The 19,819-nt window shown below is 62.5% G+C and carries 12 protein-coding genes, 2 rRNA genes and 2 pseudogenes (1 of these 16 only partly in view); 7 read left to right on the top strand and 9 right to left on the bottom strand.

The window, feature by feature from the left end; genetic code table 11:
• Together CLU86_RS15870 and rrf are read left to right on the top strand one after the other, a co-directional pair.
• A 23S ribosomal RNA gene (locus tag CLU86_RS15870) occupies positions 1-2,297 on the top strand; it begins 582 nt to the left of the window's first position.
• A gap of 153 nt (positions 2,298-2,450) precedes the next feature.
• Positions 2,451-2,563: ribosomal RNA gene (gene rrf, locus CLU86_RS15865) — 5S ribosomal RNA — on the top strand.
• 127 nt (positions 2,564-2,690) lie between these two features.
• Here the strand turns inward: rrf and CLU86_RS15860 are convergent.
• The 7 genes and pseudogenes from CLU86_RS15860 to CLU86_RS15830 form a co-directional block, all read right to left on the bottom strand.
• Positions 2,691-3,403: pseudogene (locus CLU86_RS15860) on the bottom strand (IS5 family transposase).
• Positions 3,404-3,613: 210 nt separating this feature from the next.
• Entirely contained in the window at positions 3,614-4,378 is a 765-nt protein-coding gene (locus tag CLU86_RS15855; protein ID WP_099742281.1) for a class II glutamine amidotransferase, read from the bottom strand.
• Between the two features lie 18 nt (positions 4,379-4,396).
• Positions 4,397-5,875, bottom strand: a complete 1,479-nt coding sequence (locus CLU86_RS15850) for an MFS transporter (RefSeq protein WP_099742280.1) — start codon at positions 5,873-5,875, stop codon at positions 4,397-4,399.
• 23 nt (positions 5,876-5,898) lie between these two features.
• A pseudogene (locus CLU86_RS15845) lies at positions 5,899-6,090 on the bottom strand (4-oxalocrotonate tautomerase); the annotation flags it as partial.
• Positions 6,091-6,146: 56 nt separating this feature from the next.
• A complete protein-coding gene (locus tag CLU86_RS15840; RefSeq protein WP_099742279.1) occupies positions 6,147-6,536 on the bottom strand; it encodes a cysteine-rich CWC family protein in 390 nt (129 codons plus the stop codon).
• Entirely contained in the window at positions 6,478-8,085 is a 1,608-nt protein-coding gene (locus tag CLU86_RS15835; RefSeq protein ID WP_099742278.1) for a methyl-accepting chemotaxis protein, read from the bottom strand. Before CLU86_RS15835 ends, CLU86_RS15840 begins: the two co-directional genes overlap by 59 nt.
• Positions 8,086-8,277: 192 nt before the next feature.
• A complete protein-coding gene (locus tag CLU86_RS15830) occupies positions 8,278-10,485 on the bottom strand; it encodes a malate synthase G (protein WP_099742277.1) in 2,208 nt (735 codons plus the stop codon).
• 161 nt (positions 10,486-10,646) lie between these two features.
• Here CLU86_RS15830 and CLU86_RS15825 point away from each other — a divergent pair, with 161 nt between their 5' ends.
• Together CLU86_RS15825 and CLU86_RS15820 are read left to right on the top strand one after the other, a co-directional pair.
• Positions 10,647-11,570, top strand: a complete 924-nt coding sequence (locus tag CLU86_RS15825) for a LysR family transcriptional regulator (RefSeq protein WP_099742276.1) — start codon at positions 10,647-10,649, stop codon at positions 11,568-11,570.
• Between the two features lie 72 nt (positions 11,571-11,642).
• On the top strand, positions 11,643-12,287 hold the full coding sequence (locus CLU86_RS15820) for a response regulator transcription factor (protein WP_099656951.1): 645 nt from the start codon (positions 11,643-11,645) through the stop codon (positions 12,285-12,287).
• A gap of 148 nt (positions 12,288-12,435) precedes the next feature.
• Here CLU86_RS15820 and CLU86_RS15815 read toward each other — a convergent pair whose 3' ends face one another.
• On the bottom strand, positions 12,436-15,126 hold the full coding sequence (locus CLU86_RS15815; protein WP_099742275.1) for a PAS-domain containing protein: 2,691 nt from the start codon (positions 15,124-15,126) through the stop codon (positions 12,436-12,438).
• Positions 15,127-15,363: 237 nt separating this feature from the next.
• On the opposite strand from CLU86_RS15815, the gene CLU86_RS15810 reads away from it, so the two are divergent.
• Both CLU86_RS15810 and CLU86_RS15805 read left to right on the top strand, forming a co-directional pair.
• Positions 15,364-16,734: a dicarboxylate/amino acid:cation symporter gene (locus CLU86_RS15810; RefSeq protein WP_099742274.1), complete on the top strand. Its 1,371-nt coding sequence runs from the start codon at positions 15,364-15,366 to the stop codon at positions 16,732-16,734.
• Between the two features lie 127 nt (positions 16,735-16,861).
• Positions 16,862-17,308: a DUF2214 family protein gene (locus tag CLU86_RS15805; protein WP_099656948.1), complete on the top strand. Its 447-nt coding sequence runs from the start codon at positions 16,862-16,864 to the stop codon at positions 17,306-17,308.
• A 105-nt stretch (positions 17,309-17,413) separates the two neighbouring features.
• Here CLU86_RS15805 and CLU86_RS22665 read toward each other — a convergent pair whose 3' ends face one another.
• Positions 17,414-17,818, bottom strand: a complete 405-nt coding sequence (locus CLU86_RS22665; RefSeq protein WP_143226723.1) for a PsiF family protein — start codon at positions 17,816-17,818, stop codon at positions 17,414-17,416.
• A 284-nt stretch (positions 17,819-18,102) separates the two neighbouring features.
• Here CLU86_RS22665 and argS point away from each other — a divergent pair, with 284 nt between their 5' ends.
• The gene (gene argS / locus CLU86_RS15790; protein ID WP_099742273.1) at positions 18,103-19,812 is read left to right on the top strand and encodes an arginine--tRNA ligase; all 1,710 of its coding nucleotides are present in this window, start codon (positions 18,103-18,105) and stop codon (positions 19,810-19,812) included.
• Positions 19,813-19,819 lie beyond the last annotated feature (7 nt).

Genomic DNA, 19,819 nt, shown 5'->3' with positions numbered 1-19,819 from the left:
ACATTCAGTGGCAAGGTTAACCGAATAGGGAAGCCGTAGAGAAATCGAGTCCGAATAGGGCGAATCAGTCGCTGGGTGTAGACCCGAAACCAAGTGATCTATCCATGGCCAGGATGAAGGTGCCGTAACAGGTACTGGAGGTCCGAACCCACTAGTGTTGCAAAACTAGGGGATGAGCTGTGGATAGGGGTGAAAGGCTAAACAAACTTGGAAATAGCTGGTTCTCTCCGAAAACTATTTAGGTAGTGCCTCAAGTATTACCGTCGGGGGTAGAGCACTGTTTAGGCTAGGGGGTCATGGCGACTTACCAAACCTATGCAAACTCCGAATACCGACGAGTACAGCTTGGGAGACAGAGCACCGGGTGCTAACGTCCGGACTCAAGAGGGAAACAACCCAGACCGCCAGCTAAGGTCCCTAAAATTGGCTAAGTGGGAAACGAAGTGGGAAGGCTAAAACAGTCAGGATGTTGGCTTAGAAGCAGCCATCATTTAAAGAAAGCGTAATAGCTCACTGATCGAGTCGTCCTGCGCGGAAGATGTAACGGGGCTAAGCCAGTTACCGAAGCTGCGGATGTGCAATTTATTGCACGTGGTAGGAGAGCGTTCTGTAGGCCTGTGAAGGTGTCTGGTAACGGATGCTGGAGGTATCAGAAGTGCGAATGCTGACATGAGTAGCGTTAAAGGGGGTGAAAAGCCCCCTCGCCGTAAGCGCAAGGTTTTCTACGCAACGTTCATCGGCGTAGAGTGAGTCGGCCCCTAAGGCGAGGCAGAGATGCGTAGCTGATGGGAAACAGGTCAATATTCCTGTACCGATCAATAGTGCGATGTGGGGACGGAGAAGGTTAGCTCAGCCAACTGTTGGATATGTTGGTTCAAGCCTGTAGTCGTGCCTGGTAGGCAAATCCGCCGGGCTTAGATGAGGGGTGATAACGAGTCTGCTTGCAGACGAAGTGAGTGATACCCTGCTTCCAGGAAAAGCCACTAAGCTTCAGCTATTGACGACCGTACCGCAAACCGACACTGGTGCGCGAGATGAGTATTCTAAGGCGCTTGAGAGAACTCAGGAGAAGGAACTCGGCAAATTGATACCGTAACTTCGGGAGAAGGTATGCCCCAAGTAGGTGAACTCGTACAGAGGGAGCCCAAAGGGGTTGCAAAAAATCGGTGGCTGCGACTGTTTAATAAAAACACAGCACTCTGCAAACACGAAAGTGGACGTATAGGGTGTGACGCCTGCCCGGTGCTGGAAGATTAAATGATGGGGTGCAAGCTCTTGATTGAAGTCCCAGTAAACGGCGGCCGTAACTATAACGGTCCTAAGGTAGCGAAATTCCTTGTCGGGTAAGTTCCGACCTGCACGAATGGCGTAACGATGGCCACACTGTCTCCTCCTGAGACTCAGCGAAGTTGAAATGTTTGTGATGATGCAATCTCCCCGCGGAAAGACGGAAAGACCCCATGAACCTTTACTGTAGCTTTGTATTGGACTTTGAACAGATCTGTGTAGGATAGGTGGGAGGCTTTGAAGTGAGGACGCTAGTTCTCATGGAGCCAACGTTGAAATACCACCCTGGTGTGTTTGAGGTTCTAACCTAGGTCCATTATCTGGATCGGGGACAGTGCATGGTAGGCAGTTTGACTGGGGCGGTCTCCTCCCAAAGCGTAACGGAGGAGTTCGAAGGTACGCTAGTTACGGTCGGACATCGTGACGATAGTGCAATGGCATAAGCGTGCTTAACTGCGAGACTGACAAGTCGAGCAGATGCGAAAGCAGGACATAGTGATCCGGTGGTTCTGTATGGAAGGGCCATCGCTCAACGGATAAAAGGTACTCTGGGGATAACAGGCTGATACCGCCCAAGAGTTCATATCGACGGCGGTGTTTGGCACCTCGATGTCGGCTCATCTCATCCTGGGGCTGTAGCCGGTCCCAAGGGTATGGCTGTTCGCCATTTAAAGAGGTACGTGAGCTGGGTTTAAAACGTCGTGAGACAGTTTGGTCCCTATCTTCCGTGGGCGCTGCAGATTTGAGGAAGCCTGCTCCTAGTACGAGAGGACCGGAGTGGACACACCTCTGGTGTATCGGTTGTCACGCCAGTGGCATTGCCGAGTAGCTAAGTGTGGAAGAGATAACCGCTGAAAGCATCTAAGCGGGAAACTCGTTTCAAGATGAGATCTGCCGGGGCCTTGAGCCCCCTAAAGAGTCGTTCAAGACCAGGACGTTGATAGGTCAGGTGTGGAAGCGCAGTAATGCGTTAAGCTAACTGATACTAATTGCTCGTGAGGCTTGACCCTATAACTTTGATAGCCAACGCTCAAGCAGTCATGCTTGTGTGAAAAGCTCAAAGATTGTTATGCCAAGTTGACGCAGTCAAAACACATAAAATCTGATTCCAAACTCTATGAATTCGCCAGGCTGTTCCACGAACAGCCCAGCACCAAGTTATGCCTGATGACCATAGCAAGTTGGTACCACTCCTTCCCATCCCGAACAGGACAGTGAAACGACTTTGCGCCGATGATAGTGCGGGTTCCCGTGTGAAAGTAGGTCATCGTCAGGCTCTTATAGCCCCAATACCCCCCAGTCCCAACGGATTGGGGGGTTTTGCGTTATGGGGCCATCGAAATGAACACTATCCCCAACCTTGGATGGCCACACGCTAGCCTTGCTCTAGGGCGTGTTGAGAATCAACGGGAGTTAATAACCCCAGCTGCGAGATAGATCATCGCTGCGAAGCTGCTATCCGTCTTGTCGCTGCGCATTGCGATACGGTTGAACTCCTTGAGCTTGCAAAAGAAGTTCTCGATCAAGTGACGCCATTTGTAGACCTCCCGGTCAATCTCCAGTGGCGCTCTCCTTCGCGGCATCTGTGAGATCACCACCTGCGCCCCGCGCTTGTCCAACTCCTGGATCAGCCAGTTCACATCGAAGGCCTTGTCGGCGAGCAAGGCTTCAAAGCGCACATCAGCGATCAGCTCTTTGACTCCTTTGGTGTCATGGCGCTGCCCTGGCATCAAGACGAAATTCACCAGATTGCCCAACGCATCCGTCAGCGCCAGTATCTTCGTGCTCATGCCACCCCTCGAGTGGCCTATGGCCTGGCCCGAAGTCCCCCTTTTGCCCCCTGGCCGTGCCGATGCACTTTCACAATCGTGGCATCCACCATCGCGTATTCCATGTCCGGCTGCTCGCTCACTGCATCGAACAGGCGTTGGAACACATCGGCCTTAACCCAGTCTCTAAAGCGTTTGAACACCGTGTTCCACTTGCCGAACTCTGACGGCAGGTCTCGCCAGGGGCTACCTGTGCGGGCAATCCACAGCACTGCCTCAACGAAGCGGCGGTTGTCTGTGCCGCTGCGTCCAGGATCACTTGGCTTGCCAAGGCATTGATGCTCCATTTTGGCCCATTGCTCGTCTGTCAGTACCCATCGAATGCTCATGCGCCTATTGCATCACAGCCCTCCGAGCCGTTGTGCTTGATTCTCAACAGCCCCTAGTGGCGGCTGCTGTTCGAGTATCCGACGCCTTCGCTTTTGATGCCTGCGCGCGCCAGTAAGCCAGATCGCCTGTTCTGCGCGCTCGTTGTGTCAGGACTGCGGACAGTTCAATCAGCTCCGCCTCACCCCATCAGCAAAAACAGCCAATTCGCCAGCGTTGAAGGCGGTCCAGCGCTCGTTGTTGGTCAGCGGCGCTGTGACGATGATGGCCACACGGTCTGTGGGTTGCGTTTCTTTGGCAAAGTCAATGCGTACATCTTCGTCAGACAGTTGTGCCTCGCTGAAGGGGTGCTGGCGCTCGATGTAATGAAGCTGGGTTGTGGCGTGGGCCCACAAGGCCTCGCCGTTGGAGAGCAAGCAATTAAAAGTCCCATGGGGCGCTATGTAGCGTGTGAGCTCTTTGAGGGTCAGGGTGAGCTCGTCAATCGGTGGCAAACAGGCATGTGACTTGGCCAACTCCTGCATCAGCCAACAAAAAACATGCTCGCTATCGGTGTTGCCCACGGGATGGAAATGGGAGTGCAACCGAGGGCGGAAGTCTTTCAAATCGCCGTTGTGGGCAAACACCCAATAGCGCCCCCACAGCTCGCGCACGAAAGGGTGGCAGTTTTGCAGTGCGACCGCGCCCTGGGTGGCCTTGCGGATATGGGCAATGACGTTGCGGCTTTTGATGGGATAACGCCGAATCAGGTCTGCAATCGGTGAATCCACCGCAGGCAGGTGGTCCACAAAGTGCCTGAGGCCCCGATCTTCAAAAAATGCGATGCCCCAGCCGTCAGAGTGATCGGCAGTGTTGCCGCCACGTTGGGCAAAGCCCTTGAAACTAAAAGTCACGTCCGTGGGCGTGTTGGAGTTCATTCCCAGCAGTTGGCACATGATGAGCGCGATTAAATGTTAGTTTGCAGATTTTGGGCCGGCTGCGGGTTTTTCTCGCAATTGCCACGCAGCCACCATGGCGATCAGGCACAGCGCGGCCAGCATGAGGAAGGTCTCTCCGAAGGCTGCAATCCTTTGAGGATTGCTGGGGCCTAGCGACAAGGATGCGCCATGGGCGGCGATGCGCCACTCCAGAACAATGCCGCATAGGCTCACGCCAGCTGCGCCACCGAGCATGCGCACAAAGCCGATAGCGCTGGAACCCTGAGAAATCAGCGCCTTGTCCAGCGAGCGCATGGCTCCCAGGTTGAGCGAGGGAAGAATGAAGCCCAGGCCAATGCGCCCAAGGATGGCGAATGCGATAAGCATCCACAGCGTGGACTGCAAGCCGATCAGTAGCATGAGCGCGAACGAGGCGGCTAGCAGTGCCAGGCCCGCACTGACCAGGACATGGGTGGGATGGCTGTCTGCCAGGCGGCCCACCCAGGCAATGGTGATGGCCAAAACAATGCCTGCGGGCAGCATCAACGTGCCCACGTGCGAGGGAGTGAGCTCCAGCCCCAGCTGCATGAACACCGGCAGCAGGTAGGTGGAGCCAAACAGGGCGGTGCCGTAGATAAAGGCCACGATGCTGCCCATCGCAAATTGGCGAAATTGGAAGAGCCGTAAATCCATCAACGGCTTTTTTCCTAAGCTCGCCATGCGCTTTTGCCAGGCGATGAACCCGAAAAAGGCTCCCACCGCCACCAGCAGCAAGACGCCCGCTTCCGCGCCCGTGCCGCCATGCAGCGACACCAGCCCGTTGAGCAAGCACAAGGTCCCCACTGTGCCCAGTAGCAGGCCGCGCCAGTCCAGCCCTTCACCGGATCGATTGGCGGGGACTCCCCCTGGGGCTGTCATGGGCACAAACCGGTAGGCCAGCCAGATGGAGGCCAGGCACAGCGGCACCACCATGAAGAAGATGGAGCGCCAGCCGAACCAGTCGACCAGCAGGCCGCCAATGCTGGGGCCAATTGCCGGGGCCAGCACCACACCCATGCCAAAGATGCCGCTGGCGCGGCCTTGTTCATGGGGCTGAAATGCATAAAGAATGATGACAGCAGGAATGGGCTGTACGACCCCTGCGGCCAGGCCCTCTGCCACGCGGGCCAGTAAGACCAAGCCAAAGTTCTGTGCCAACCCACCCCCTACGCCACCGAGCAGCAGGATGAGCATGGCGCCCACATACGTAGCCCGGTACCCATAGCGTGCCAGCAGCCACGGGGTGGTCAGCATGGACACGGTGGTGGCGACCATGAAGCCAGAGGTCACCCATTGGGCGCGCTCTTGCCCCAACGTGAAGTAATGGCTCATGTCCGGGATGGCCACATTCACAATGGTGGATGACATGATGGAGGCCATGGTGCCCACCATCACCGAAAGCAGCAGCAACCACCGATAGCGTTGGCCGTAGCGTTCTTGCAATACGGCCAGCGAGCCGGATGGTTGCGTGCCCATGGAAATGCCGGTCAGGGTTGGGGTTAGCTGCGCTCAGTCCACAGCGTGCCGCCGGTGGCCCAGTTTTCCCGCTTCACATCGGTGATGAGAATGTCGACCGACTCGGGCGAGCCGCCCAGAATTTCGACCGAGACGCGGGTGATTTCTGCGACGAGTTTTTTCTTCTGCTCGATCGTGCGGCCTTCCATCATTTCGATGTGATAGGTGGGCATGGGGGGAGTCCTTTCGGGTTGAAAACGCTAAAGGCCCATCATATCGGCGTGGTCCGTGCCTAGTGCCCACTCGGGTTTGCCTTGGCTAGCCCGCCACCCTGTGGCGGGTGGGCCCGGGTGGCGCAGGCGGGGCACAGGCAGGCCCTGCCTTGCGAAGCTTGGGGGATGGCCTGCAATGCCGTGGGCTCAATGGGGGTCGCGGTGCACCAGCACGCCTCAATGCCCAGCCCCGCTTCCACGGCGCACTGGTTGCTTTGGCCGCACACGGGGCACGACGATGGGTCTGGGGTCACGGCGTTCAATCGGGATGAGGGGGCAGAGGGCTCGTGCAGTGTAGGGGGCTGGCGTGCCTTTTTGCCAGCCCTCGGCCCGAGGGCGCCGTGCCCAGTGTCAGGCCGCGATGGACAACGCAGCGCCGGGATGGCGCTGCAGCCGGCCGGTGTCTGCATTGCCCAAACTGAACACCGCCACGGCCTGCACCAGCTGGGTGGCTTGGGATTCCAGCGAACCTGTGGCGGCGGCGGCCTCTTCCACCAGGGCGGCATTTTGCTGGGTGACCTGGTCCATTTGGGCGATGGCCCGGTTCACCTGCTCCAGGCCGCCCGTCTGTTCCTGGCTGGCCGCGCTGATCTCGCCCACGATGTGGGTCACGCGCTGCACGCCACTCACCACGTCGCGGATGACGGTGCCTGCTTCCTCCACCAGCCGGTTGCCCGCGTCCACCTGCTGTACCGAGTCGTCGATCAAGCCCTTGATCTCCTTGGCAGCCGCCGCACTGCGCTGGGCCAGGGTGCGGACTTCGCCAGCCACCACGGCAAAGCCGCGTCCCTGCTCACCTGCGCGGGCGGCTTCCACGGCCGCGTTCAGGGCCAGGATGTTGGTTTGGAAGGCAATGCCATCGATGACCGAGATGATGTCCACGATTTTGCGTGAGGCGGTGTGGATGCCACCCATCGTGCTCACCACATTGCCCACCACGGTGCCACCCCGCTGGGCCAGGCTGGAGGCGTCTTGTGCCAACTGATTGGCCTGCCGGGCGTTGTCCGCGTTTTGCCGCACGGTTGCGGTCATCTGCTCCATGGACGCAGCCGTCTCTTGCAGCGCACTGGCCTGCTCTTCTGTGCGGCTGGACAGGTCCAGATTGCCCCGCGCAATTTCGCTGGAGGCCAGCGCAATCGTCTCTGCCCCCTGGCGCACTTGCCCGACGGTGGAGCGCAGTTGCTCGCTCATGGCGTCCAGTGCGCGCAGCAGTTGGCCGGTTTCGTCGCGGGCGCTGGCAGCGGCACCGGCCTGCGTGCTCAGGTCGCCACTGGCCACTGTCTGGGCCACCACCACGGCGCGGTGCAGGGGGCGGGTGATGCTGCGGGTGATGATGTACGCCAGAGCCGTAGCGGTGAGCAGTGCCAGCGCGCCCAGGCCGATCATGAGCACGCGGCCCCGGGTGTAGCCGCTTTGCACGTTCGCTGCGGCGGTGTTGATGCTGGTGCGCTGCTGGTCCAGCAGGGCTTGCAGGCTGTCCAGATAAGCCGCGCCTGCGGGGCGGAAATCGCTGTTGAAGCGTTTTTCTGCCTCCTCGGCCTGACCATCGGCTTTGGCTTTGTTCACCGCGTCTCGTTCCGCAATGTAGCGCTGGCGGGCTTGCGACAACGTGGCAAACAGGGCTTTTTCCTCGGGCGTCTCCAGCAAGGCCTCGATTTGCTTTTGCTGCTCTGTGGAGTTGCGCGAGGCCTCTGCGTTTTCAGGGGCGAAGAAGGTGGCCAGGGACGGATCGGAGCTCTTGGCCACTGCGGTGGTGCGGCGCACGCTGGTGTGGATGGTGCGGTACCAGTCGGAGACTAGGCGCTCCTTGGTCAGCGGCCGCTCCATCATGGCATCGGTCTCGCTGGCAATGGCCTGCAGCTGCCAGATGCCGATGCCCAAAATGGCCGCTGTGAGGAAAATCACGGCAGAAAACGCCAGTGCCAAGCGGCTACCGATGGAGAGGTGGTGGATGTGCATGTCGAATCGAGGGTTTACCCTGCCATTACGACATGACCTTTCTCAAACTTTAGATAAGTTACGTCTTTGCAGCCATGCGTTGCGGCTGTAAGCGGCATAGCTTGCAGTGCGGAAATGCCTCAAATTAAGCATAAAAAAGCCGCTAGCGCCCGATATATAAGCGCTAGCAGCTATTGTTTTTATAGTGGTCTCTTACTTTGCCAAGGCCTTCACCTTCAGGCGCCAGGCATGCAGCAGCGGTTCGGTGTAGCCGCTGGGCTGTTCCTTGCCTTTGAAGACCAGATCGCACGCCGCCTGGTAGGCCATGCTGCTACCAAAGTTTCCGGCCATGGGTTGGTAGAGCGCGTCGCCAGCGTTTTGCTTGTCCACCTTGGCGGCCATGCGCTCGAAGGTTTCGCGCACTTGCGCCTCGGTCACCACGCCGTGGTGCAGCCAGTTGGCCAGGTGCTGGCTGCTGATGCGCAGCGTGGCCCGGTCTTCCATCAGGCCCACGTCGTTGATGTCGGGCACCTTCGAGCAGCCCACACCCTGGTCCACCCAGCGCACCACGTAGCCCAGAATGCCCTGGGCGTTGTTGTCCAGCTCTTGCTGCTTTTCGGCCTCCGTCCAGTTCGGGGTGCCAGTGACGGGGATGGTCAGCAGGCCGGTCAGCAGGTTGTCGCGCTCGGCGTTCACGTCGGTCTTTTCCAGCTCGATCTGGATGTCGCTCACCTTCACCTGGTGGTAGTGCAGCGCGTGCAACGTGGCGCCCGTGGGGCTGGGCACCCAGGCGGTGTTGGCACCGGCCTTGGGGTGGCCAATCTTCTGCTTGAGCATTTCGGCCATCAGGTCGGGCATGGCCCACATGCCCTTGCCGATCTGCGCCTTGCCGCGCAGGCCACAGCTCAGGCCCACCAGCACGTTGTTCTTCTCGTACGACTGGATCCAGGCGCTGGTCTTCATGTCGCCCTTGCGGATCATGGGGCCGGCCAGCATGGCGGTGTGCATTTCGTCGCCGGTGCGGTCCAGGAATCCGGTGTTGATGAAGGCCACGCGGCTCGATGCGGCGGCAATGCAGGCCTTGAGGTTGACGGAGGTGCGGCGCTCTTCGTCCATGATGCCCAGCTTGACGGTGCTGCCCTCCAGGCCCAGCAGCTTCTCCACGCGGCCGAACAGCTCGGCGGCGAAGCCCACTTCGGCGGGGCCGTGCATCTTGGGCTTGACGATGTAGACGCTGCCCTTGCGGGAGTTGCGGATGCCGTTTTGTCCATGGCCCTGCAGGTCGTGCAGTGCAATCGCCGTGGTCACCACCGCATCCATGATGCCTTCGGGGATTTCGCGCACGGCACCCTGCGCGTCGGTCCAGAGGATGGCCGGGTTCGTCATCAGGTGGCCCACATTGCGCAGGAACATCAGCGAGCGGCCATGCAGGCGCACTTCTCCGCCTTGGGGGGCCGTGTAGACGCGGTCAGGGTTCAGCCCGCGCGTGAAGGTCTTGCCGCCCTTGGCGACCTGCTCGGTCAGCGTGGCCTGGATGATGCCCAGCCAATTGCTGTAACCCAGCACCTTGTCTTCGGCGTCCACGGCGGCCACGGAGTCTTCCAGGTCCAGGATGGTGGACAGGGCCGCTTCGAGCACCAGGTCGCTTACGCCCGCGGCATCGGTCTGGCCGATGGGCGTGCTGCGGTCGATCTGGATGTCCAGGTGCAGGCCGTTGTGCTGCAGCAGCACCGACGACGGAGCGGCGGCACTGCCCTGGTAGCCCTTGAACTGCGACGCGTCCTTGAGGCCTGTGGTGCTGCCGTTGGCCAGTGACACGACCAGATGGCCGCCTTCGACGCGGTAGCCGGTGGAGTCCTTGTGCGAGCCGCTGGCCAACGGCGCGGTGTCGTCCAGCACCTGGCGTGCAAATGCAATCACCTTGGCGCCGCGCACGGGGTTGTAGCCCTTGCCCTTTTCCGCACCGCCTTCTTCGCTGATGGCATCGGTGCCATACAGCGCGTCATACAGGCTGCCCCAGCGGGCGTTGGCGGCGTTCAGCGCATAGCGTGCGTTCAGGATGGGCACCACCAGCTGCGGCCCGGCTTGGGTGGCCAGCTCGTCGTCCACGTTGGCGGTGGTCGCCTTCACCTCGGCGGGTTGGGGCACCAGATAGCCAATTTTTTCGAGAAAGCTGCGGTAAGCCACCATGTTCTGGATGGGGCCGGGGTTGGCCTTGTGCCAGGTGTCCAGCTCGGTCTGCAGGCGGTCGCGCTCGGCCAGCAGGGCGATGTTGCGCGGGGCCAGGTCGGCCACGATGGCATCAAAACCCTTCCAGAAGGCGGCGGCATCGACCCCCGTGCCGGGCAGCACCTTGTCTTCGACAAAGCGGAACAGGGAGTTGGCCACTTGCAGGCCGTGGACGGTGGTGCGATCGGTCATGGTGCGTGCCTCTAGCGATGGTTGCAATGGTTGAAAGGAGGGTCTTTCCCAGTTGCCAGGGGGCCTGGGGAACAGCTTGTGGGTCACTGTATTGCAAATGTTTGACGATATAAAGATCATCAAAATCTCAAAACCAATGACTTTTATGCAAAAGTGAGGCCATGGACAAACTCAAAGCGTTTGAATCGTTCGTGTCGGTGGCCACACGCGGCAGCCTCACCGCAGCGGCCAAGGCCGAGGGCGTGGCCCCGGCCATCATGGGCCGCCGCCTGGATGCGCTGGAGGCCCACCTGGGAGTGAAGCTGCTGGTGCGCACCACGCGGCGCATCAGCCTCACGCACGAGGGCAGTGCCTTCCTGGAGGACTGCCAGCGCATGCTGTCGGACGTGGCGAATGCCGAAGCCAGCGTTTCGGCGGGCGGGGTGAAAGCCACGGGGCAGCTGCGCATCACCGCCCCGGCGGGTTTTGGCCGCCGCCATGTAGCCCCGCTGGTGCCGCGCTTTCGTGAATTGCACCCGGATGTGACCATCTCCCTGAACCTCAGCGACCGCGTGGTGGACATGGCGGGCGAGGGCTACGACTGCGCCGTGCGCGTGGGGGACCTGCCCGATTCGTCCCTGGTGAGCGTGCGCATTGCCGACAACCGCCGCCTGTGCGTGGCCACGCCCGCCTATTTGCACCGCCACGGCACGCCCCGCCACCCGAGCGAGCTGGTGCAGTTTGACTGCCTCACGCTCTCCAGCGAAGCCTCGCAAGTGCGTGGCTGGGCGTTCCGCATCCCGGCCGAGGGCGGCGGCCATGAGGTGCTGCACCTCAAGCCCGGCGGCCCGCTGGATTGCTCCGACGGCCAGGTGCTGCACGACTGGTGCCTGTCGGGCTACGGCATTGCCTGGCGCAGCACCTGGGAGGTGGAGTCCGAGATCGCCGCTGGGCGCCTGGTGGAGGTGCTGGGCGAGTTTGCTGCGCCGCCCAACGGCATTTACGTGGTGTTCCCGCAGCGCAAGCACTTGCCCCTGCGCGTGCGGCTGTGGATCGACTACCTCAAGCAGCAATACGCACGGCCCGCGTTCTGGGAGGGGCGGTGATGCCCCTTCGCGTTCCCCTCCACGCGCCCCATTTTCCAACCCAGGCCGCCCGCGCCGTGGCAGACTGAGCCCATGTCCGAGCCCACGCTCCTCGTCGCTGACGACCACCCCTTGTTCCGCGCTGCTGTGCTGCATGTGCTGCGCGAGCGCCTGCCGCAGTTCCGCACACTGGAGGCGGCCAGCGCCGCCACCCTGGGCCAGGCGCTGCAAGAGCACCCTGAGGTGGAGTTGGTGCTGCTGGACCTGAGCATGCCCGGCACGCGCGGCTTCTCGGCCCTGCTGCATGTGCGCGGCGAATATCCCGAGTTGCCGGTGGTGATCATCTCGTCCAACGACCACCCGCGCGTCATCCGCCGCGCGCAGCAGTTTGGCGCGGCGGGCTTCATCCCCAAGTCGGCCCCCGCCGAGGCCATGGGCGAAGCGATTGCCGCCGTGCTCGACGGCGGCAGCTGGTTCCCGCCCATGGCGGCCGAGCGCTCCGAAGCCGACGCCGAGCTGGCCGCGCGACTGGCGCAGCTCACCCCCCAGCAGTTCCGCGTGCTGCTGTGTTTGGCGGATGGTTTGCTCAACAAGCAGATCGCCGCCGAGCTGGGCTTGGCCGAGAACACTGTGAAGGTGCATGTCACCGCCATCCTGAAGAAGCTGGCTTGCTACAGCCGCACGCAGGCGGCGGTGCTGGTCAAGAGCCTGGAGGCAGAGGACGGCTCTGCAGGCTGATGCCACGCATTGGATGCGGTGCCGGATTGCCGATGTTTGAATGAAATAGGCTGCTAGCGCTTATCAATAAAGCGCGAGCAGCTATCAAAAAAGAAGCGAATTGCCAAGGCAAGGAGTCAGGCGCAGCACAGGGCGCCGCGCCAGTGGCTCAGGGGTGTGAGCCTGGCTTCAACCTGAGCAAGGTCTGGCTCACCAGCGCCCGCAGTGCGGGCGCGCGCACGGGTTTGGCCAGAAAGCCCCAGCCGCGCTCGGCGGCTTGGCGGCGCAAGGTGGCATCGCGCTCGGCGGTGACCAGGATCACGGCGGGCGCCTGGCCCCAGCGTTGGCACAGCTCGGTATAGACCTCGGGGCCGAGGTGGCTCGCGCCCAGGTGCACATCCAGCAGCACCAACTGAGGCGCCAAGCCGGGCTGGGCTTGCTCCAGCGCTTGCAGCGCGCCCCCCGCCAGTGGCACTGCGCAGCCCCAGCGTTCCAGCAGGGCCTTCGTGGCGGCGCAGGTCGGGCCATCGTCCTCAATCACCCAGGCGCTGCTGCCTTGCAGGGGCGCATCGTCGCCGGGCTGCTGTGTGGTTGCGGGGGCAGCGGCCTGCTGTGCCGCAGCCGGGTCGCCCAAAGGCACGCACACCCAGAACACGCTGCCACGCCCTAGCTGCGATCGCAGGCCAATCTCGTGCCCGAGCAGGCGGCCCAGGCGCTCGACGATGGCCAGGCCCAGGCCTGTGCCCCGGTCGTCGGCGCGGCCCTCGTCCAGACGGCGGAATTCCTCAAAAATCTCGCGCTGTAGTGCCTCGGGGATGCCGGGGCCTTGGTCATGCACCTCAATGCGCAGGTGCTCGCCGTCCGCCCGCTTCATCCGCCGGCAGCCCACCACAATGCGCCCGCGTCGGCTGTAGCGGATGGCGTTGGAGACAAAGTTTTGCACGATGCGCCGCAGCAGGTTCTCGTCGGTGCGCACCACGGCGCGCGTGGGCACGCAGCTGAGCTTCAGCCCCTGGCTCTCGGCCAGCACGCCAAAGTTGTGGGCCAGCACCTGCAGCAGTGGGCCCAGGGCTACGTCGTGGATGTGCACGTCGAGCTGGCCCGATTCCATGCGCGAGATGTCGAGCAGGCTGCCCAGGATGGCGTCTTGCGCGGCCAACGCGCCTTCGATGCTGTCGGCGGCATGCTGCGCTGCATCCCCCTGCAGGTGGCTGCGCAGCAGCGAGGTGAACATGCGCGCGGCGTTCAGCGGTTGCAACAGGTCGTGCACGGCGGCGGCCACAAAGCGGGTTTTGGAGCGGTTGGCCTGCTCGGCCTCGCGCCGCGCGGCGTCCAGGTCGCGGGTGCGGTCGGCCACGCGCTGCTCCAGCGCATCGGCCAGCGATCGCAGCTCGCGTGCGGCGTTTTTGTAGCTGGTGATGTCGGCGTAGCTGGTCACAAAACCGCCCTCGGGCAGCGGGTTGCCCCGGATCTCCAGCACGGTGCCGTCGTCCTTGGCGCTTTCGTGCAGGTGGGGCGTGCCGCTGCGCAGGTGCTCCAGCCGCCGCTCGATGGATTCCTCCACCCGGCCGGGCCCCAGCAGCCCACGGCGGGCGTTGTGGCGCAGCAGGTCTGCAATGGGGCGGCCCACCTGCATCAGGTCTGCGGGGTAGCGAAACAGCTGCACGTAGCGCGAGTTCCAGGCCACCAGGTTCAGTTCGGCATCGATGATGACCACGCCTTGGGGCAGGTGCTCCAGGCTGCGGCTCAAGCCCGTGTCCGTCTGCTGGGCGGCCTGCTGCGCGGCCTGCACGATGCCGTCCTGCGCGGTGCGCAGCTCTTGCGCATGCTGTTGCAGCACAGTTTCCAGCTCTTGGCGGCTGCGCTGGCGCAGGCGGGCCAGGCGTTGGCGCTGGCGCACAAACAGCACCAGCAGCGACAAGGCCAGCCAGCCGCCCCCGCCAGCCGCAGCTGCCCAGCGGCTGTCGGCCAGGCTGCTGTGGGTTTCGTGCACCAGGTGCAATTGCCAGGGGGTGCCGGGCAGCGGCTGGGTTTGCCATAGCGCGCGGCCGGGCAGGGGGGGCAGATCGGCAGAGAGCAGGCGCACCAGCCGGCCACCGTTGTCCAGACGGTCGTCCACCCGCAACTCCAGCGGCCGCAGGGGTTGGTCGGAGTACTGCCGCGTGGCCGTCAGCTCGCGGCGCTCTTCGTCGTCCAGCGGCTCCAGCAGGCGGTAGCGCCAGGCGTCCTGGCTGGCCAGAAAGACGACCCCGTGCGCGTCCGACGCGAGCACGATGTCGGGCGTCTGCAGCCACTCGCGCTCCAGCTCCTGCAGGGCAATCTTGATGGCCACCAGCCCCAGGATGTGGCCGGTTTCGTCGCGAATGGCCTGCGACAGGAAGTAGCCCGCCTCGCCGGTGGTTACGCCAATGCCGTAGAAGCTGCCGCGCCCCTGGGCCAGCGCCTGCTGCACGTAGGGGCGAAAGCTGTAGTCCACGCCCACGTTGCTGGTGGCGGTGCGCCAGTTGCTGGCGGCCACGGCCAGGCCCTCGCGGTTGAGCAGGGTGAGGGTGGACGACTGGCTGGCGCCGTTGGCCTGCTCCAGCTTGAGGTTGAGCTGCTCGACCTCGGCCGGGCGCAGGGGGCGTTGCAGGGCGCTTAGCAACTGCGCGTCCAGCGCCAGCACCTCCGGCAGGGTGCGGTAGCGGTCGATGCGCTGGGCCAATGTCTGGCCATACAGGCCCAGCTGGCGCTGCACGCTGTCGCTTTCGTCGTGCAGCGACCGGTGCCACGCCCATTGCCCGGCCACCAACATGCTGCCCACCGTGCCGGCGAGCAGGATCAGCAGCGTCCAGAGTTGGCGAAGGCGGGGCGTAGACATGTCTGAGGGGGCGTGGTGGAGAGGGCGTTGTGCAGTCTGGGGCGGGTGAGAGTGTGCGCACCCTGTTGGGGGCTAGGTAGTTACCCTGATGGGGCGCGTGTGCTCTCCTATGGGGCGGCTTGGGACTAATACCAATAGGTTATCGGCTGAAACAAATTGCAGCGGTACAAACGGCACCCTTAACGCGCACCTGTCGCACCCCGGTGGTGCGCCCCGCGATTTTTGGAGACCCGCCCCATGCACAACCATTCCGCTCCAGCCGCTTCGACCTTGAAGCTGCCCTTCTATCGGCAACTGTACTTCCAGGTGGTGTTGGCCATCGTCCTGGGCGTGCTGTTGGGCCACTTCGAGCCCTCTTATGGCGAGGCGCTCAAGCCGCTGGGCGATGCCTTCATCAAGCTGGTGAAGATGATCATCGCCCCGGTGATCTTCCTGACCATTGTGACCGGCATCGCAGGCATGTCGCAGCTCTCCACCGTGGGGCGCGTCTTTGGCAAGGCCATGGCGTACTTCCTGTTCTTCTCCACGCTGGCCCTGGTGGTGGGCCTGGTGGTGGCCAATGTGGTGCAGCCCGGCGCGGGCATGAACATCAACCCCGCTGACCTGGACCAGACGGCCGTCAAGGGCTACGTGGCCAAGTCGCACGAGATGACGCTCACCGGCTTTGCGCTGGACATCATCCCCAAGACCCTGGTCAGCCCCTTCGTGGGCGACAACATCCTGCAGGTGTTGCTGGTGGCCGTGCTGTTCGGCGTCGGCCTGGCCATGGTGGGTGAGCCTGGCCGTCCGGTGTTGAACTTCCTGGAAGCCCTCACCACCCCCGTGTTCAAGGTGGTGGGCATTGTCATGAAGGCAGCACCTTTGGGCGCCTTCGGGGCCATGGCGTTCACCATTGGCAAGTTTGGCCTGGGCTCGCTGGTCAACCTGGCGTGGCTGGTGGGCTCGTTCTACATCACCTCGCTGCTGTTCGTGCTGGTGATCTTGGGCTTTGTCTGCCGCCTGTGCGGCTTCTCGGTGCTCAAGCTGTGCCGCTACCTCAAGGCCGAGCTGATGCTGGTGCTGGGCACCTCGTCGTCCGAATCCGCCCTGCCATCACTGATGGAAAAGATGGAAAAGGCCGGCTGCAGCAAGTCGGTGGTGGGCCTTGTGGTGCCCACGGGCTACTCCTTCAACCTGGACGGCACCAACATCTACATGACGCTGGCTGCGCTGTTCATCGCCCAGGCCACCAACACCGAACTGACGCTGGGCCACCAGGTGGCGCTGCTGCTGGTGGCGATGCTGTCGTCCAAGGGCGCGGCAGGCGTGACGGGCGCGGGCTTCATCACCCTGGCCGCCACCTTGGCCGTGGTGCCCGAAGTGCCTGTGGCCGGCATGGCGCTGATCCTGGGCGTGGACCGCTTCATGAGCGAATGCCGCTCGCTGACCAACTTCATCGGCAACGCCGTGGCCACCGTGGTTGTCTCGCGCTGGGAAAACGCGCTGGACCACGAACGCCTGGACGCCGCACTCAACGGTCATGCGCTGCCTGCGCCCGCCGTAGCGGCCGCCGCACCGGTGGTGACTGCCGACGTGCCTGTGGGGGCTGCGGCACGCACGGTGGCTTGATCCGCCTCCCCTGGGGTTCGACCAACGCGGCGCAGGCTTCAGGGCCTGCGCCGCGTTTTTTCTGGGGCCGTGTGGGATTTGCCTCAAGCACAATGGCGTTCTCACCGGGGCATACCAAGGAAACTCCATGACTCTCGAAGCCGTTTTGGCCGCATTGCACTTGCTGGCCATCCTCACGCTGGTGGTTTTTTTGACCAGCGAAGCCGCACTTTGCCGCTCGGAATGGATGAGCCCCGCTGTGGTCAAGCGCCTGGCGCGGCTGGACCTGATCTACGGCATCACGGCCGTGGTGCTTTTGGCAACGGGTCTGGCGCGCCTGTATCTGGGGGTGAAAGGGCTGTCCTGGTATGTGTCACAGCCGCTGTTCCACATCAAGATCACCTTGTTCGTGTTGATGGGGTTGATCTCCATCAAGCCCACGCTGACCTTTCGCCGCTGGCTCAAAGTGCTGAACAGCACGGGTGCATTGCCCGGCGAGGCCGAAGTGCGCAGCACCCGCCGCTGGGTCATGGTGCAGTCCCACATCCTGCCCGTGGTTGCGGTGATTGCCGTGTTCTGGGCGCGTGGGTGGTAACGGGCACTGAGCGCGGTACATAGCCCCAATGAAAAAGCCCGCCAGACTCACATCTGGCGGGCTTTTCCGTTTGGGGTGGGCGGATAGTGGGAACCGCCCAGTCCCTCACTTCTTGAGGCACTCGCTCATGAATGCCTTGCGTTCGTCGCCCTTGAGCGTCTTGGCCTTAGCGTCTGCATTGCAGGTCTTCATCTTGTCTTGCTGCGTCGCAGGCTTGTTGCTCAGGCAAGTCTTCATGAACGCCTTGCGTTCATCGCCCTTCTTGTCCGCCGCTTCTGTGTTGCAGGTGGCCATTTTGGATTGTTGCTTGGTGTGCGCTGCTGCTGGAGTGGAGGCAGGCGTCGCAGGGGCGGCTGCCACGGGCGCTGCTGCTGCCGGTGCGGCGGCGGGGGCTGGAGCGGTCTTGGCTGCAGGTGCTGCGGCCCCAGCGGCGGCGGGTGCATCGGCGGCATGGGCTGCGCTGATCGAAAGGGCCAGGCTCAGGGCGGTCAGGGAGAGAAGCTTTTTCATAGGGGCTCCAGAATGTTTTAGGAACATCGATAACCAATCCGGTATGGATGGTAGGGTTTCAACGCGCCAGATTCTGGCGGCGCTGACAGTTCCGCATCATGGGGCCTGTTTCTTACGATCTGTTGCGCTTCACGCCAATCGGTGACTTATCGATCATGGCCCTGCTCACTTTGAGGCCGTGGCGGGTGTTGATCGGTGCTTTCGGGCCGCTGTGGCCCCTGGTCTGTGGCGTGCTTGGTCACTGCGTTTACAGCGCCACAGGTGGCGCCCCGTAAAATCCTCCGATGCTCTCTGTCAAAAACGAACTCCTGGCCACATTGGCTACCGCGCTGGATGCCATTTCGCCCGGCGCAGGCGCCAAGGCGGCCTTTGAATCCCCCAAGGTTGCTGCCCATGGCGACTTTGCCTGCACCGCAGCCATGCAATTGGCCAAGCCGCTGAAGCTCAACCCCCGTGCGCTGGGCGAGCAACTCAAGGCCGCACTGGAGGCCACGCCCGCTTTTGCCCGCTGGGTGGCGGGCATTGAAATCGCCGGGCCAGGCTTTCTGAACATCCGCCTGCAGCCTGCCGCCAAGCAAGAAATCGTGCGCGAGGTGTTGGCCGCTGGCGAGCGCTTTGGTTATCAGCCTGACAAAGGTCAGCGCGTGCTGGTTGAGTTTGTGTCGGCCAACCCCACGGGCCCGCTGCACGTGGGCCATGGCCGCCAAGCTGCGCTGGGCGATGCCATCTGCAACCTGTTCAGCACCCAGGGCTGGAACGTGCACCGCGAGTTCTATTACAACGACGCGGGCGTGCAAATCGACACCCTGACCAAGAGCACGCAACTGCGCGCCAAGGGCTTCAAGCCCGGCGACGACTGCTGGCCCACCGACAGCGAAAACCCGCTGGCCAAGAACTTCTACAACGGTGACTACATCGCCGACATTGCAGAGGCCTTCAAGGCCAAAGCCACCGTCAAGGCCGATGACCGCGAATTCACCGCCAATGGCGATGTCGAGGACTACGACAACATCCGCCAGTTTGCGGTGGCCTACCTGCGCAACGAGCAGGACAAGGACCTGCAGGCGTTCAATCTGCACTTTGATGAGTACTACCTTGAATCCAGCCTGTACACCAGCGGCCGCGTCGAGGCCACGGTGAACAAGCTGGTGGCCAACGGCAAGACCTACGAGCAAGACGGTGCGTTGTGGCTCAAGAGCACCGACTATGGCGACGACAAGGACCGCGTCATGCGCAAGCAGGACGGCACCTTCACCTACTTCGTGCCCGACGTGGCTTACCACATCGCCAAGTGGGAGCGCGGCTTCACCAAGGTCGTCAATATCCAGGGCACCGACCACCACGGCACCATCGCGCGGGTGCGCGCTGGCCTGCAGGCGGCCGATGTGGGCATTCCACAAGGCTACCCAGACTATGTGCTGCACACCATGGTGCGCGTGGTGCGCGGTGGCGAAGAGGTCAAGATCAGCAAGCGCGCGGGCAGCTACGTCACGCTGCGCGATTTGATCGAGTGGACGAGCAAGGACGCCGTGCGCTTCTTCCTTTTGAGCCGTAAGCCCGATACCGAGTACACCTTCGACGTGGACCTGGCTGTGGCCCAGAACAACGACAACCCCGTGTACTACGTGCAGTACGCGCATGCCCGTATCCAATCGGTGCTGCGTGCGTGGCAAGAGGCGGGCGGTGGGGATGTCGCTGCGCTCAAGGCTGTGGATCTGTCGGCCCTGGAAGGCCCGCAGGCCCAGGCCCTGATGTTGCAGCTGGCCAAGTACCCCGAGATGCTCACGGCCGCAGCCGACGGCGAGGCCCCGCACGACGTCACTTTCTATCTGCGCGACTTGGCATCGGCCTACCACAGCTACTACGATGCCGAGCGCATTTTGGTGGACGACGAAGCGATCAAGAAAGCCCGCCTGGCGCTGGTTGCCGCGACGGCGCAGGTGTTGCACAACGGCCTGGCCGTGCTGGGTGTGTCGGCTCCGGCCAGAATGTAAGCAGGAA

The organism is Acidovorax sp. 62, assembly GCF_002754495.1.
Taxonomy (GTDB): Bacteria; Pseudomonadota; Gammaproteobacteria; order Burkholderiales; family Burkholderiaceae_C; genus Acidovorax.
The sequence above is the reverse complement of the archived record's forward strand: the minus strand, read 5'-3'. Positions and strand labels throughout refer to the sequence as shown.

Excerpts from the sequence above, each read along its gene's own strand:
- CLU86_RS15830 (WP_099742277.1), bottom strand. The coding sequence starts at position 10,485 with ATGACCGATCGCACCACCGTCCACGGCCTGCAAGTGGCCAACTCCCTG.
- CLU86_RS15855 (WP_099742281.1), bottom strand. The coding sequence starts at position 4,378 with ATGTGCCAACTGCTGGGAATGAACTCCAACACGCCCACGGACGTGACT.
- CLU86_RS15810 (WP_099742274.1), top strand. The coding sequence starts at position 15,364 with ATGCACAACCATTCCGCTCCAGCCGCTTCGACCTTGAAGCTGCCCTTC.
- CLU86_RS15815 (WP_099742275.1), bottom strand. The coding sequence starts at position 15,126 with ATGTCTACGCCCCGCCTTCGCCAACTCTGGACGCTGCTGATCCTGCTC.
- CLU86_RS15820 (WP_099656951.1), top strand. The coding sequence starts at position 11,643 with ATGTCCGAGCCCACGCTCCTCGTCGCTGACGACCACCCCTTGTTCCGC.
- CLU86_RS15840 (WP_099742279.1), bottom strand. The coding sequence starts at position 6,536 with ATGCAGACACCGGCCGGCTGCAGCGCCATCCCGGCGCTGCGTTGTCCA.
- CLU86_RS15850 (WP_099742280.1), bottom strand. The coding sequence starts at position 5,875 with ATGGGCACGCAACCATCCGGCTCGCTGGCCGTATTGCAAGAACGCTAC.
- argS (WP_099742273.1), top strand. The coding sequence starts at position 18,103 with ATGCTCTCTGTCAAAAACGAACTCCTGGCCACATTGGCTACCGCGCTG.
- CLU86_RS15825 (WP_099742276.1), top strand. The coding sequence starts at position 10,647 with ATGGACAAACTCAAAGCGTTTGAATCGTTCGTGTCGGTGGCCACACGC.
- CLU86_RS15805 (WP_099656948.1), top strand. The coding sequence starts at position 16,862 with ATGACTCTCGAAGCCGTTTTGGCCGCATTGCACTTGCTGGCCATCCTC.
- CLU86_RS22665 (WP_143226723.1), bottom strand. The coding sequence starts at position 17,818 with ATGAAAAAGCTTCTCTCCCTGACCGCCCTGAGCCTGGCCCTTTCGATC.
- CLU86_RS15835 (WP_099742278.1), bottom strand. The coding sequence starts at position 8,085 with ATGCACATCCACCACCTCTCCATCGGTAGCCGCTTGGCACTGGCGTTT.